Origin of the sequence: Paraburkholderia sacchari (genome assembly GCF_000785435.2) — a bacterium.
Taxonomy (GTDB): domain Bacteria; phylum Pseudomonadota; class Gammaproteobacteria; order Burkholderiales; family Burkholderiaceae; genus Paraburkholderia; species Paraburkholderia sacchari.
Genome location: NZ_JTDB02000006.1, coordinates 196,183 through 210,789, shown reverse-complemented (window position 1 = coordinate 210,789; position 14,607 = coordinate 196,183). Strand labels below are relative to the sequence as shown.

At 62.1% G+C, this 14,607-nt stretch carries 12 protein-coding genes and 3 pseudogenes; 12 read left to right on the top strand and 3 right to left on the bottom strand.

Features of this window, described 5'->3' with window-relative positions; translation table 11 throughout:
- The first annotated feature begins 198 nt into the window (after window positions 1–198).
- From NH14_RS21355 to NH14_RS21340, 4 genes and pseudogenes are all read left to right on the top strand, one after another.
- Complete coding sequence (locus tag NH14_RS21355) at window positions 199–777, top strand: hypothetical protein (protein WP_035528702.1); 579 nt, start codon at window positions 199–201, stop codon at window positions 775–777.
- Between the two features lie 563 nt (window positions 778–1,340).
- Window positions 1,341–1,568, top strand: a complete 228-nt coding sequence (locus NH14_RS21350) for a hypothetical protein (protein ID WP_035528705.1) — start codon at window positions 1,341–1,343, stop codon at window positions 1,566–1,568.
- Window positions 1,569–1,703: 135 nt separating this feature from the next.
- Window positions 1,704–2,858 (top strand): annotated as a pseudogene (locus tag NH14_RS21345) (IS1182 family transposase); the annotation flags it as partial.
- Window positions 2,859–3,329: pseudogene (locus tag NH14_RS21340) on the top strand (electron transfer flavoprotein subunit beta/FixA family protein); the annotation flags it as partial.
- 137 nt (window positions 3,330–3,466) lie between these two features.
- Here the strand turns inward: NH14_RS21340 and NH14_RS21335 are convergent.
- Together NH14_RS21335 and NH14_RS21330 are read right to left on the bottom strand one after the other, a co-directional pair.
- On the bottom strand, window positions 3,467–3,700 hold the full coding sequence (locus NH14_RS21335) for a tautomerase family protein (protein WP_035528708.1): 234 nt from the start codon (window positions 3,698–3,700) through the stop codon (window positions 3,467–3,469).
- An 81-nt stretch (window positions 3,701–3,781) separates the two neighbouring features.
- The gene (locus tag NH14_RS21330) at window positions 3,782–4,492 is read right to left on the bottom strand and encodes an SDR family NAD(P)-dependent oxidoreductase (RefSeq protein ID WP_035528709.1); all 711 of its coding nucleotides are present in this window, start codon (window positions 4,490–4,492) and stop codon (window positions 3,782–3,784) included.
- 69 nt (window positions 4,493–4,561) lie between these two features.
- Between NH14_RS21330 and NH14_RS21325 the strand changes: the two genes are divergently transcribed.
- Entirely contained in the window at window positions 4,562–5,599 is a 1,038-nt protein-coding gene (locus NH14_RS21325) for an IS5 family transposase (RefSeq protein ID WP_035535547.1), read from the top strand.
- A 391-nt stretch (window positions 5,600–5,990) separates the two neighbouring features.
- On the opposite strand, the pseudogene NH14_RS33640 reads toward NH14_RS21325, so the two are convergent.
- Window positions 5,991–6,155, bottom strand: a pseudogene (locus tag NH14_RS33640) (VOC family protein); the annotation flags it as partial.
- Window positions 6,156–6,444: 289 nt separating this feature from the next.
- On the opposite strand from NH14_RS33640, the gene NH14_RS21315 reads away from it, so the two are divergent.
- The 7 genes from NH14_RS21315 (at window position 6,445) to NH14_RS21285 (ending at window position 14,601) form a co-directional block, all read left to right on the top strand.
- Window positions 6,445–8,007 carry a DHA2 family efflux MFS transporter permease subunit gene (locus NH14_RS21315; protein WP_035529286.1) on the top strand — a complete coding sequence of 521 codons (1,563 nt, stop codon included), beginning with the start codon at window positions 6,445–6,447 and terminating at the stop codon, window positions 8,005–8,007.
- A gap of 106 nt (window positions 8,008–8,113) precedes the next feature.
- Entirely contained in the window at window positions 8,114–8,551 is a 438-nt protein-coding gene (locus NH14_RS21310) for a MarR family winged helix-turn-helix transcriptional regulator (protein ID WP_035529575.1), read from the top strand.
- A 55-nt stretch (window positions 8,552–8,606) separates the two neighbouring features.
- Window positions 8,607–10,130 carry an efflux transporter outer membrane subunit gene (locus NH14_RS21305; RefSeq protein WP_035529288.1) on the top strand — a complete coding sequence of 508 codons (1,524 nt, stop codon included), beginning with the start codon at window positions 8,607–8,609 and terminating at the stop codon, window positions 10,128–10,130.
- Window positions 10,131–10,164: 34 nt separating this feature from the next.
- Window positions 10,165–11,460, top strand: coding sequence for an HlyD family secretion protein (locus tag NH14_RS21300; protein ID WP_035529290.1), 1,296 nt, complete (start codon window positions 10,165–10,167; stop codon window positions 11,458–11,460).
- A gap of 701 nt (window positions 11,461–12,161) precedes the next feature.
- Window positions 12,162–13,088 (top strand): LysR family transcriptional regulator, encoded by a 927-nt coding sequence (locus NH14_RS21295; RefSeq protein WP_035529293.1) that lies wholly within the window; start codon window positions 12,162–12,164, stop codon window positions 13,086–13,088.
- Window positions 13,089–13,204: 116 nt separating this feature from the next.
- The gene (locus NH14_RS21290; RefSeq protein WP_161790855.1) at window positions 13,205–13,348 is read left to right on the top strand and encodes a hypothetical protein; all 144 of its coding nucleotides are present in this window, start codon (window positions 13,205–13,207) and stop codon (window positions 13,346–13,348) included.
- A complete protein-coding gene (locus NH14_RS21285) occupies window positions 13,345–14,601 on the top strand; it encodes an MFS transporter (RefSeq protein WP_035529296.1) in 1,257 nt (418 codons plus the stop codon). Before NH14_RS21290 ends, NH14_RS21285 begins: the two co-directional genes overlap by 4 nt.
- The last annotated feature ends 6 nt before the right edge of the window (window positions 14,602–14,607 follow it).

Here is a 14,607-nt window from a genome sequence, read left to right as displayed (position 1 = left end):
CGGGTATTTTGGCTGTTCGGGGGAGGGAATTGGCGGGTTTGGAGGCCTTCGGCAGCGCATTTTCGCCTGCTGGCGAGCGTTCGGCGGCCTACCCGGAAGGCCGATATCGCCTTGACGTTGGGTCTACCGGTAACAATCATGCAATGACGTGTGCTGGCACGATGGTGTATCGCGAGCGCCGGTTCAGGGGGGCACGACATGGGAAATCTCACGAAGCTCGACGACACGCGCGTCGATCAATTCATCGGCTGGTCGCAGGATGCCGCGCGCTACCTGCTTTGGCAGGATGGCGAGCGCTCCCCGTCGATTGTCGAGGTCAACCGCATTGCCTGGATGGTGCTGAAGCAAACGATCCGGGGAGACAGTCAGCACCGCTACGACGAAGACTACGACGCCGCGGCAGCCGAGCATTACATGTACATTCGCTTCCTTGCAGGGGTGACTGGCGATCCGACGTGTCGTGCGGCGCCCACGCTATACGCCGCGAAAAAACTCTTCGATCAGATGCTCGGACGGTTGCAGTCCGGCCAGGCACAGGGCGGGCATCCCGTGCTTCCGTCGAACCCGTACATCGTCGCGTGGGGGCAGAACGGCGTGGTGGACGGGCTGGCCGACTACCGGTCGGTATCGGGCGGAGCGCCTTATAAGCTGGGCGGTGCGGTGGGGGTGCTGGCCGGCTTTTCGCTGTCGGAGAAACTGGCGGGCAAGATCGGCGATTATGCGGTCAAGGTGGGTAACTCTATGCCGGGCAGCTACGCACGAGCGAGTGGTCAATAGCGTTTGGTGCAAATGCAACTTGCAGCTGTTGGCGCCGCTCGGCACCCTTCACGAACTACTATGATCGATGGGTGTTCCGATCTGGTCCGAGGATGTGGGGCCTGTATCCGCTGAGCAGCCGCTCGAGTGACTGTCTGGTCATGATCGCGAATGGCGGAAACAGGCCGAGCACACCAGTTCGACGAGTCTCCACAGACCGGACGTTGAAATCATCGAAGGCAGCCTTCGGGCTTCTATGTGAATGAGTAGAGTCGGCCATCAAGAGTCAGTCGACGGACCGAATCCGATGACGTTCAGGCGTCGCCTGACAAACACCAAGCAGCCATCCACTCAGCGAACTCGAATTCTTGCGCCCTGGATCCGCGGCCCGGGGCACCCGGTGCATGTGCGGAAAGGTGACGACTACGCTGCCCCGCAGCGCGCGACTTCACGACGCCAAAATCCCAGGCAGATACCGCGGAAAGCTGATTGACATCAAACGGTTCGTACGCGGACACGCGACCATTTCGCCAGTGGCTACGTTTCTCCGAGTTCTGTTTCCGCATTGGCGATGGAGTTCTGTTATGGGCATCGGTATGCAGATAGCCTATGTCGGGTTTTCCGGCACGGCAACCTTGGAGAGCGAGGCGGCGTTGCAGCTTTTGCGCCTGCAACCGTATATCGGGACAATAAAAAACAGAGCGAGACGCATCGGACGCTGCATTCGTGATAGTGCCGAAGCAGCAATTCAATGCGCGTTTAACATCGCACTCCGGGCTCTCGAAATATTTTCCTTGCATTGCCGGTTGTGACGACCATTAGCAAACGCGAAGCCGTACGAGAACTGGCGGTTGAATTACTCGGTGCAGAGGCAAGACGGGGATCGGCCCAGATTGTGTCAAAAGCGCCTTTTTGAAGCGCCAAGATTCTTCATCCGACAGCGAAGGATGAAGCGGTTCATTCAAGGCGACAGTCGTACACAAAGCTTTCTCCTTCCCGAAGCGCTTGATGACTACGTGACGGATACCAATCCTGTGCGCGTGGTGGACGTCTTTGTGGATGAGCTCGATCTTCAGAAGCTCGGGTTTGAAGGTGTCGAGCCAGCGCCGACCGGGCGGCCTTCGTCTCATCCCGCGGTGATGCTCAAGATCTACATCTACGGTTACCTGAACCTCATTCAATCCAGCCGTCGTCTTGAACGCGAGGCCCAGCGCAATGTTGAACTGATGTGGTTCACGGGCCGCCTGGCGCCGGACTTCAAGACCATCGCCCGGTTCCGTAAAGACAACGGCAAGGCGATCCGCAGCGTCTGTCGTCAGTTCGTGATGCTGTGCCAGCGTCTGAACCTCTTTGCAGAAGCGATTGTTGCGATCGACGGCAGCAAGTTCAAGGCGGTGAACCATCGCGACCGCAACTTCACGAGCGCCAAGCTCGAACGACGGATGCGCGACATCGAATCAAGTATCGCTCGCTATCTCGAGGCGCTGGACACAGCGGATCGTCAGGAGCCTGCGATCGCGAAGGCGAGGACAGAGCGACTGCAGGAGAAGATCGCGGCCTTGAAAGAGCAGACGCGCAGCCTGAAGGAGATCGAGGTTCAACTCAAAGCAGCACCCGACGGACAAATATCGCTCACGGATCCGGATGCCCGTTCGATGAAGACGCGAGGAACTGGAGTCGTCGGCTACAACGTCCAGACGGCGGTTGACACGAAGCACCATCTGATCGTCGCGCACGCAGTTACTAACGACGGCATCGATCGTGATCAGTGAACGTCGATGGCGAAGCTTGCCCGTACAGAGATGGGTGTTGACAAGCTCACCGCAGTTGCGGATCGCGGCTACTACAAGAGCGAAGAGATACTCGCCTGTCATGAGGCTGGGATAACCGTGTTCGTTCCAAAGACGGTGACATCGAGCGCTACGGCTCATGGCCGCTTCGGCAAGGAAGACTTCATTTATGACGCAAAGACGAACGAATATCGGTGCCCGGCAGGCGAGCGGCTCATCTGGCGATTCTCGACCGTTGAGCGCGGCCTGAAACTCAGTAAGTATTGGAGTTCTAATTGCCAGCAATGTTCGCTAAAAGGGGACTGCACGCCGATGCGTACGGCGTTGGCGATAGGCGCGGATCGTGCTGTGTTGATCGAATCATCCGAAGACCTGCAGCCTCTGGCCGTTGCCAAACTGCTCAAGGCGCTGGTCGACAAGGAACAGCCTTCGTTGGTATTGCTGGGCAAGCAGGCCATCGACGACGACTCGAACCAGACCGGGCAGATGCTCGCCGCTTTGGCTAGCCTTCCCCAAGTGACGTTCGCTTCGAAGGTCGTTGTGGCTGAGGGGAAGGCGACCGTGTCGCGCGAAGTGGACGGCGGAGCTGAAACGCTGTCGCTGACGCTTCCCGCCGTGGTCACAACTGATCTACGCCTGAACGAGCCGCGCTACGTGACGTTGCCGAATATCATGAAGGCGAAGAAAAAGCCGCTGGAAACGATCAGGCCCGAAGACCTCGGCGTCGATGTCACGCCGCGTCTTAAGACGCTGAAAGTCGCCGAGCCGCCCAAGCGCTCCGCTCGTGACGTCCACGGCAAAGGAGCGTTCATCATGATCATAGCGACCGTTGGATTGGACCTGGCCATGCATGTGTTGCAGCGACTTTTCCACTTTAGTCGTCCATCACATCAGAGCCCTTTCGAGCGGGCCGCGCGCACTTACTTGATGAATCCCTTCTGTCTCCGATAAACATCGGTAGGCAGGCCGCCCCATCCCCAATTTTCCGTTGGCACTTCTTCGATGACAACGAACGTCGCTTCCAGCGGTTTGTTCAACACGTCGAGCAGTAGCTGGCTCACGCCTTTGATGAGCTGGGCTTTTTCGTCAGACGTGACGCAATCTGCGCCGGGCTTTGTGCCCTCGCGCGTAACCTGAATGGTGACGATCGGCATTTCGCTTTCCTTGATGGTGATCGTTGGAAGGAGCGCCGTTGGCCGGCGCTCCCTATCGGCTCAGTGGGGGGCAGTCCAGCTTTAGTGGCCCGCGACTTGACCGCCGTCGACGTGCAGGATTTCGCCCGTCACGAACGGCGCCGAGTCGAGATAAAGGATGGCGTTCACGATGTCGCTCATCTCGCCCATATGATCCATCGGGTGCAGCGCGCCAAGTGCCGCGTGCGTTTCGGGTGCGTGCATCGGCGACTTGATGATGCCGGGCGACACCGCGTTTGCGCGAATGCCGCGCTTTGCATACTCGATAGCCAGCGAGCGCGTTGCCGCGGCGAGGCCGCCCTTGGTCAGGGAGGCCAGCACCGACGGCACGCCGTCGATCGCGTGGTCGACGAGGGTGGTCGTGATATTGAGGACGTGGCCGCTTTCGTGCTTTTCCATCTCCGATATCGCGAGTTGCGTGATGTAGAAGAAACCGCCGAGGTTGATGCCGGTGATCGTGGCGTAGTCTTGCGCGGTGTATTCCGTGAACGGCTTCGCCACGAAAATGCCCGCGTTGTTGATGAGCGTGTCGACGCGGCCATAGCGCGAAACGGCCGTTTCGATGACGCGTTGCGCTGTGGTCGGATCGGCGATGTCGCCAGCCACGGCAAGGAGATTGCTATCGTCAGTCTGTTTAATGCTGCGCGACGTCGCGACCACGTTGTGGCCGAGCGCGCGCAATGCCTTGACCGTTTCGGCGCCGATGCCTTGCGATGCGCCCGTGACCACGACGACTTTGGGGGATTGACTCATAGGGCGCCTCGAAAAACCTGCATGCCTGGTAAGATTGCGGAATCCTAAGCAGATCAACAGAGGATGTTGATGAAAAAGCGTAGCGCCATCAAAACTGACCTGTTCGCCGACGAGCATCACCGCAAGAAAATCGATGCACTGGGCGATCCGCTGAGCGAGATCGAGTCGCACATCGACTTCGCGGCGCTGGCAGCCGCGGTCGATACGATTGCACCGCGACCGGTGAGTCCGCAGGGCGGCCGTCCGCCGTACCCGACTGAGACCATGATACGCATCCTCGTGTTGAAGCGGCTATATAACCTCTCGGATGAACAGATGGAGTACCAGCTGCTCGATCGTATGAGCTACAAGCGGTTCTGCGGTTTGAGCAATGCGACCTATATCCCGGACCGCACGACGGTGTGGTCCTTCGAGAACCGGATCGGCGAGGCGGGGGCGAAGGCGCTGTTTGATGGCGTGTCGGAGCAGCTACTCGGCAAGGGCTTCATCGCGCGTGGCGGGCAGATCATCGACGCGACGTTGGTACCTGCGCCGAAGCAGCACAACAACCGGGAGGAAAAGGAGTTGATCGACCAGCACGCGATGCCCGCCGACTGGAAGCCCGCGAAGCGGCGCCAGAAGGATCTGGATGCGAGCTGGACGAAGAAGCACGGCAAGAGCCACTTCGGCTACAAGCTGTCGATCAACGTTGACAGCAAGTACAAGTTCATTCGCCAGATCGAGACCGACACGGCCAGTACCCACGATAGTCAGCACTTCGAGAAGGTCATCGATCCGTGCAACACGAGCCGGGATGTGTATGCCGACAAGGGTTACCCGTCCGAAGCGCGTGAGGCATGGCTAAAGGAAAAGGGTTTCCGGAACCAGATCCAGAGAAAGGGAAAACGCAACAAGGCGCTGTCCGCCTGCCAGCAGCGACGCAACCAGCGCATCGCCAAGACGCGTGCCCGGGTCGAGCATGTTTTTGCTGCAATCGAGCAGATGGGTGGAAAGCTGGTCCGCACAGTCGGCCAGGCTCGTGCCAGCTTTGCAATGACGATGATGGCGGCCAGCTACAACCTGAAGCGGCTGATGTATTTCAGGAATGCCAGAATCGAGGCTTTCTGACGCCCATAGGGGGCGCATCGCCGGTGCCCGAGGCGATGCGAAGCGAAGAAACGGGCGAAGCTGCGAAGAAAGCGGCGATGGTCTCGACAAAAACTCCGTCGCAATCATGCTGTCGCGGAGGAATTCGATGAAAACCTCAGGTTATTCGAGGTCCCCTCATATGAACCTCGAAGTAGGTTGGACGGCGTTTGATCGGGCTTGCTGCTCCGATGTCAACCAATTTACGCAGCGGCGCCCCCGTTTTGAATACAGGATGCGGACAAACAGTTGTGCGTCGCAGGAACAAATAGGATTCACGTACGCGCGCTGAAGATTGTTAAAATTTCGGATGACTGATTAATTTGAGGCGAAAAAGACCGCGTGCGCGCCCGCACGCGGTTTGCCGGGAAGCTCAGGGGGTTTGCGTGCGCGGATCGTGGTCCAATTCGAGCCTGATCGCGCCTGGTTCATACACCATGGTGTGGCGTTTCGGCCCCGGACCGAGGTTTTCAGGCGCGAACTCGATTGTCACGCCCGGCCACGCGGACACGCGTGAGTAGATATCGTTGAGCGCAGAGGCCGCTGCGGCGCTGGATCGAGGCGCCGGTTCCTCTCATGCGACCTCGCGAACCTTCTTGCGTACATCTGCAATGTCAGATATAGTCTGTGTCAGATATGTGGGAGGTCGATCAACGGACGCTCCCGTCAATGAAGATTTCGAGCGGACGCAGAAGTCTGTGATCGCGTTGAGCACGCTGCTCTCGAGATGACTCAATGGCCAGGGCCTTTTTTTGCCCAATTATCAGACATGTCAGATAACGGTCCGCGCTTGACAGGACATTTGCATCCAGATGAGAGAACACAACATGAATCCATCGACCAACCCAGGCGGGCCGGCCCCCCTGACTGGCGCGAAGTTCGCGCTCGGTACCTTCGCCGTGGCGCTCGCCACCTTTATGAACGTGCTGGATTCGTCGATTGCAAACGTGGCGATCCCCACGCTTTCCGGGAACCTTGGCGTGTCGATCGACGAAGGCACGTGGGTCATCACGCTGTTCGCGGCGGCCAATGCAGTATCCATTCCGCTGACTGGGTGGCTCACGCAGCGCGTGGGGCAGGTCAAGCTGTTCGTCTGGGCGATCCTGCTGTTCGTGCTCTCGTCGGCAGCGTGCGGTCTGGCGCCGAACCTTCTGACGCTGCTCGTGGCCCGGATTGTTCAGGGCGCGGTGGCGGGGCCGCTGGTGCCGCTGTCGCAAGCCTTGCTGCTCGCCTCGTTCCCGAAGGAAAAGAGTTCGAACGCGCTGGCGCTGTGGGCGATGACCGCAACCGTCGGACCGATCGCGGGCCCGGCGCTCGGCGGCTGGATCACCGACAGCTATAGCTGGTCGTGGATTTTCTACATCAACGTGCCGGTCGGCCTCTTCGCCGCCGGTGTTATCTGGGCGCTCTATCGCGACCGCGAGTCGCCTGCACGCAAACTGCCCATCGACAAGGTCGGGCTGATTTCGCTCATCGCGTGGGTCGCGCCGCTGCAGATCATGCTCGACAAGGGCAAGGATCTCGACTGGTTCAGCTCGCCTGTCATCTGGGGGCTCACCATCGTCGCCGCGGTCAGCTTCGTGTTCTTCCTCATCTGGGAACTGACTGAAGAAAAGCCGATCGTCAACCTGCGGCTCTTCACCAAACGCAACTTCCTCGGCGGCACGATTGCGATTTCGGTCGCGTATGCAATCTTCTTTGCAAACCTCGTGATCCTGCCGCAATGGATCCAGGGCTTTCTCGGCTACCGCGCGGTGGATGCCGGGCTCGTTACCGCGCCGCTGGGAATATTCGCGGTGATCCTGGCCCCCGTGATGGGCAAGGTCATGCCGCGCTCCGACATGCGGGTGCTTGCCACGCTGGCGTTCGCCGGCTTCGCAGCCGTGTTCTTCATGCGCTCGAACTACACGACTGGCGTGGATGCCTGGACGCTGATTTTGCCAACGCTGCTGCAAGGCATTCCCACGGCGCTGTTCTTCACGCCGCTCACCGGCATCATCCTCTCGGGTCTGCGGCCCGACGAGATTCCGGCGGCCGCGGGTCTGTCGAATTTTGTACGCATTTTCGCCGGCGCCGTGGGCACGTCGCTCATGAGCGACGCCTGGAACGACCGCACGATCCTCCATCACGCCCGGCTCGCCGAGCAGACAAGCGTGGAGAATCCGGCGTTCACCGGCGCCATTGCGCACCTGCAGGCGACGCTTGGCGGCGGCATTCCCAAGTCCACGGCCTTTTACGAAAGCTCGCTCAGCGCGCAAGCCACCATGCTGGGGTTGAACGACATCTTCTGGATATCGGCGGTGATCTTCATCGTCATCATCCCGCTGATCTGGGTGACGAGGCCGGCCAAGGGTGGTGGCGCGGGCGCGGCAGGCGCTGGTGGACACTGAGTACTGCAGTTGAACCCGGTTCGGAGGGCAGACGAATCTCGCGTGTTTTTCTTGACAATATCTGATAATGCAGATATTGTTGCTGTACAACACGGAGGATGTCGCAATGGACCACTATACGACGAGAAATTTCATGCTCACGGAAAGTGTCGGCTTCAGGATCGTCAAGGCACGCAATCTGGTGGTGGCGGAGATGGACGCGGCGCTTAAGGACCTCGACATCACGGGCCAGCAAATGGGCATTCTGCTTTCGCTGAAGCAGGGTGTGGCGACCACGCCGTTCGAACTGTCGAAGCTGCTCGGCATCGATACGGGCCTCATGACACGGATGCTGGACAAGCTGGAAGCGAAGGGTCTGCTGGAGCGTTCCCGCGACGCCGACGACCGTCGTGTGGTCAATCTGAATCTGACTGCGAAGGGTCTGGAAACGGCGGAAAAGATTCCCGAAGTCGCGCCGGATGTATTGAACACGCGCCTGCGCAAATTCACCAAGGCGGAGTTTGCCGAACTGAACCGTTTGCTTCGCAAGTTCACAGGCGACTGAACGGTGCGGCCGTGGCGCCGCGCTTTTTTTGGCTATTAATCTGATTTGTCAGAAAATGAAATTGCAGATTTTTGAATCAAGCATCGGTGCCCGTACGCTGAAGCTGGGCGTATCGGCGATCGCAATGGCCGCGCTGGCGGCATGCGCCAATTATGCGGGCATCCACAGCGACACGCAGATGGCCCGTCCGCAACAATTCGAGACGGCGCAGAGCCTGCCGCAAGAGCAGGGGCACTGGCCGTCCGCCGATTGGGTCGATCAGTTCGGCGACGCGCAACTGAAGGCGCTGATTGCCGAAGCGTTGCAGGGCAGCCCAACGGTCGAGCAGGCCAGGGCACGCGTATCGCAGGCGCAGGCATATAGCGAAACCGCGAAAGCGGGTACGCTGCCGCGCGTGGACGCCAGCTACACGCTCACGCGCCAGCAGTTCAGCAGCACGGCACTGATTCCGCCCCCGTATGCTGGCTCGTGGCAAACCGAAAACAAGGGCCTTCTCACCGCTTCCTACGATCTCGATCTGTGGGGCAAGAATCGCGAGGCGCTGCGGGCAGCCGTTTCGGAGGAAGCCGCGAGCGAGGCCGACGAGGAAGTGGTCAAGCTCACGCTGGATACCTCGATCGCGCGCGCCTACAACGAGCTGGCGCGCCTCTACGCGTTGCGCGACATCGCGCAGGAAGAGGTCGCGCGCCGCGAGCAGATCGACCGCATCACGGCGGGCCGCATTGCAACGGGCCTCGACACGCAAGTCGAACGCAAGACCGCGCAGGCGAACCTGGCAACGAGCCGCTCGCGGGTAAGCGCGCTCGACGGACGCATTCTGACTACGCGCTACCAGTTGGCTGCGCTAATGGGCAAGGGTCCCGACCGCGGACTCGCGATCGCGCGGCCAACGCTCGGCGTGGGCGACGAGGTGCGTTTGCCGGACAACCTGCCCGCCGACCTCGTGAGCCGTCGCCCCGATATCGTCGCGGCGCGCTGGCGCGTGGACGCGATCACGCACGAGGTGAAGGAGGCGAAGGCCGAGTTCTATCCGGACATCAACCTGAGCGCCGCCATCGGTCTCGACGCATTCGGCTTCGGCCGCTTCCTGACCGCTGCGAGCCGCACGGTCTCGGCTGGCCCGGCGATCCATCTGCCGATCTTCGACGGGGGCGAACTGCGTGCGCAGTTGAAGGGCCGCTACGCCGAGTTCGACTATGCGGTGGCCGCCTACGACCAGACGCTCATTGGCGCGCTCAGCAGCGTGGCCACGCAACTCGCGCAGATCCGTTCGAGCGATGCGCAGCTCGCCGATGCCCAAACCGCGCAGCAGGCGGCGCGCGACGCCGACCAGCTCGCGATCACGCAATACAAGGGCGGCCTGACCAGCCAGCTCACCGTGCTCAATGCCGACGTCACGGCACTGAACGCCGACGAAGCCATCGCCAACCTGAAGATGGACCGCCGCGACCAGCAGATCGCGCTGGCGTCGGCGCTGGGTGGCGGTTATGTCGACACCTCGGCCAACGCAGACCGCCGCACGGACGTTGCAGCCCAACCAACCTCTCAAGCCCATTCCGTCATTGCCGCCGCACGTTGAACGGCATGTTTGCAAACCCGTCAGGAGAACTGAAATGAGCGAAACGATCACGAGCGACCGCGAGGCGGCGGATCCAGTTGGCGAGAAGACAGGCGGCGCGCGAGCCGCCCCTGCCGGTAACGACAATCAGGCCACGCCCCCTGGCCGCCGCAAGCGCCTGGTCGCGTTGCTCGGCGCCGTGACGTTGATGGCGGGCGCGGCCTATGGCGCGTACTACTTCGCGGAGGGCCGTTTTCACGAATCGACCGACGACGCCTATGTGAGCGGCAATCTCGTTCAGCTCACGCCGCAGATCACGGGCACGGTGGTTGCCGTCAACGCCGACGACACGCAGATCGTGAAGGCGGGCGACCCCGTCGTGACGCTGGACCCGGCCGACGCCAAAATCGCGCTGGCGGATGCGGAAGCGTCGCTCGGCCAGACCGTGCGACGCGTGAGCGGCCTCTATGTCAACAACGACTTCTTCGCGGCGAACGTGGCGCAACGCGAATCTGATCTCGCCCGCGCCAACGACGATCTGCGCCGCCGGGTGGCGGTGGCGGACTCGGGCGCCGTTTCCGCCGAAGACATCGCTCATGCGCGTGACGCCGTGCGGGCCGCAAAGGCCGCGCTCGACGCAGCACGCCAGCAAGGGGCGGCCAATTATGCGCTGACCGATCGCACGTCGGTCGAACAGCATCCGGACGTGCAGGCGGCCGCTTCGAAGGTGCGCGCGGCGTGGCTCGCGTATGCGCGCGATACCTTGCCGGCGCCGGTGACAGGCTACGTGGCGCAGCGCCAGGCGCAGGTCGGCCAGCGCGTGTCGCCTGGCGCGCCGCTCATGGCGATTGTGCCGCTCGACGGCGTGTGGGTGGAAGCGAACTTCAAGGAAGTGCAGCTCAAGCACATGCGCATTGGCCAGCCGGTGACGCTCACGGCCGACGTCTACGGCTCGGGCGTGAAGTATCACGGTCGAATAGAAGGCTTTTCTGCGGGCACGGGCAGTGCATTCGCGACGCTGCCGGCGCAGAACGCAACCGGCAACTGGATCAAGATCGTCCAGCGCCTGCCAGTGCGGATTGCACTCGATCCACGCGAACTCGCGGCGCGTCCGTTGCGCATTGGCCTCTCGATGACAGTGGACGCCGACACGCACGACGAATCCGGCTCGCAGCTCGGTGCGGCGCAAAATACGCGCTATCGCACCGATGTCTTCGCGCAATACGATGCGCAAGCCGACGGCGAGATCGAAAAGGTCATCAGGCAAAACGAAATGACTGCGCCTGCGACTGCGTCACAACCGTCGCCGCAACACGTGGCTGCGCGCGATAACAAGGGAACGGCGGGCTAAGGTAGTCCAGCGGCCCGGCTCAGCGCTTGCGCATCCGCGCTCAGCGCTTTGGCCACCGCCTCGCGCAGGTAATCCCTGAACGTCCTTTCGAAACCCGTGGATGACAGCCGACTGCTTGCACTGGTTAGCAAATTGCTCAAAGCGTGATCCGGCGCGAAGCGCTCCGCTAAACCGGTCAATCGCTCCAGCTATCCGAATGTATTAGACATACAAGCGCTGGCATAAGACATCACACCATATCGGCCAATACCGTCGCACGCCTTACCCGCTTACGCTTGAATTGCCGGCCAAGGTAAGACACCTGTGGGGTGCGAGAGAAGGGGGCGCGATGCTGTCGTGAAGGCGAGTATGGCGTCAACGCGATCCGAATGCTTGAGTACGTTGTTCAAGCAGGGAAACGTGCGACGACCTGATGCGATTGTGGCATGGGCATCGCATTCGAGAAACAGATGGGACGTTGCGGCTGTACGGACACGTCCCGTACAGTGATGGAGCGCAACGTCTCGGCGAACTGCTGCATCCTGGGGTAGGAACTCAGGCGTATGGCAGACACTCCACTTACGGCATGGCTCCAGACGGATGGGGCCGAGGTATTCGACGGAACGGCTCTGCGGGCCGGCGGTGCACCGGCTGTCGCTACGGTAGACTGATCGCTGCATTTTTGCGGTCAACGACAAAATCAATCCCTCCACCCACACGCCATGGACCGAATCGACGCGATGAAGGTGTTCGTCGCCACGCTGGACGAGGGCAGTCTCGCGGGTGCGAGCCGCCGTCTCGGCCGTTCGCCGGCCGCAGTCAGCCGCGCAATCGCGTTTCTCGAGGAACACACTGGCACCGCGTTACTGTACCGGACCACCCGGACGATCCGGTTGAGCGAAGCCGGTGAACGCTACGCCGGGGCGTGCCGCCGCATCCTCGCGGATCTCGAGGAAGCCGACATGCTGATCGCTGACGAACGCTCGGCGCCGCGCGGGCTGCTGACTATCACAGCACCGGTCGCCGCGGGCGAAGACGTACTGCGAGCGCTCATCGACGAATTCATCGACCGCCATCCGGCCGTGTCTGTTCGCCTGCAATTGCTTGACCGACCCGTCAGCCTGATCGACGAGGGGATCGATGTCGCGCTGCGTATCGCACACCTGGCCGACTCGACGCTCGTCGCCATTCCGGTAGGCGCGGTGCGGCGCGTCGTCGTCGCATCGCCCGAGTACCTGGCGAATCATCCGCCGATCGCCACACCGGCCGATCTCGCACAGCACCGGATCATCTCGATGACGCACTTCGGGCTCGATTCATGGAGCTTCCCGCCGTCCGGCCAATCGGCGCTGCCACAGGTAGTTCAGTTTGTGCCACGCTTCATCGTCAACACAATTCGCGCGGCAGTGGCGTCCGCGCTCACCGGCCGCGGCGTCACGCGGCTGTTCTCGTATCACATCGCCGAGCAGGTCGGGGACGGCACGCTGCGAATCGTGCTGCACGACAGCGAGCATGCGCCACTGCCGATCCACCTCGTCACGCCTTACGGACGGCTATCGGTGCCGAAAGTGCGGACCTTCGTCGACTTCGCCGCGCCGCGCTTGCGCGAGCACTTCGCCCAACTGGCTGCCATCACCGACCGAGATTGAACCGGATTGCGGAAGAATGGCTTCCGCAACTCGTGAATTCTCCTGCCATACGGTTCAATCTAGACTTCCTTCAACCGACGGACGCGCAAGCGCGCGTTCAGCGAATGGAGGTCCACATGCAACAAGCGATTCTCGACCGGCCGCACGCGCCCGCGGTCAACGTGTGGCGCGGCACGTTGTCGGGCGCCAGTGCGAGCCTGATCGGCATCGTGCCGCTCGCGCTCGCGGTCGACGTCGTTGCCACGGCGAGGGCGCGATGAGCACGACCGCCCACGCGCCGGCCGCGGCATGCGCGGGCCACCCGGCCGCCAGCTACGCCGAACGCAATGCGCGCTACTGGCGGCGCAATCTCGCCGTCTGCGTGTTCGGTTCGTTCACGACGCTCGTCAGCCTGAGCATGCTGCTGCCGTTCCTGCCGCTGTACGTGCGACAGCTCGGCGTCGATACGCAGGCGGCCGTGATCCAGTGGTCGGGCATCGCGTTCGGCGCGACGTTTCTCGGCACCGCGGTGACCGCGCCGCTGTGGGGCCGTCTTGCGGACCGCTTCGGCCGCAAGCCGATGCTCGTGCGCGCGGCGCTCGGGATGGCCGTCGTGATGTCGCTGATCGGCGTCGCGCACAACGTTCAGGAGCTCGTTGCGCTGCGACTCGTCGCCGGCCTCGTCGGCGGCTATGCGTCTGCTTCGACCGTGATGGTCGGCACCCAGGCGCCGCGCGAACGCGCGGGCTGGGCGCTCGGCATCTTGTCGACGGGTGCACTCGCGGGCAATCTCGTCGGGCCTCTTGTCGGCGGGTTGTTGCCCGGCTGGCTCGGCATTCGCGGCACGTTCTTCGCGGGTGGCGCGATGATCGCCGTCGCCGCGTTGCTGACGATCATCGTCGTGAAGGAAGATTTTCACGCGGACACCGACGCGCAGACGGGACGCACCCGCACAACGGCGCCCACGGACCGGCGCATCGATCGCGCGGCGGTCGCCGCGCTGCTGGTAACCGCGATGATGGTGCTGCTCGCGAACATGTCGATCGAGCCGATCATCACCGTCTATATCGGCGGGCTCGGCGTGGACGGCGATCATCTCGCGCGCATCGCCGGCGTCGTGATGGCCTGTTCGGCACTCGGCAGCATGCTGACCGCCGCGCGGCTCGGCGCGCTTGCCGACCGGATCGGCAGCTGGAACGTGATCGTCGGCTGCTTGCTGCTGACTGCGCTCGCGATGCTGCCGCAGGCGTTCGTCACCCAGTGGTGGCAGCTCGCGGCGTTGCGCGTGTTGATGGGGATGACGCTGGCCGGGCTCCTGCCGTCGATCGGCAAGCTGGTCCGGCAGTCGGTCGACGAGCGCTCGACCGGCCAGATGCTCGGCTACCTGCAGTCCGCGCAGTTCGGCGGGCAAGTGATCGGCCCCGTGATCGGCGGCCAAATCGGTGTCGCGCTCGGCCTGCATTCGGTGTTCTTCGTGACGGCCGTTCTGCTGGCGGCCTGTGCAGGGCTTGCCTATCGGGTACGAAGCCGGTAGCGCAAA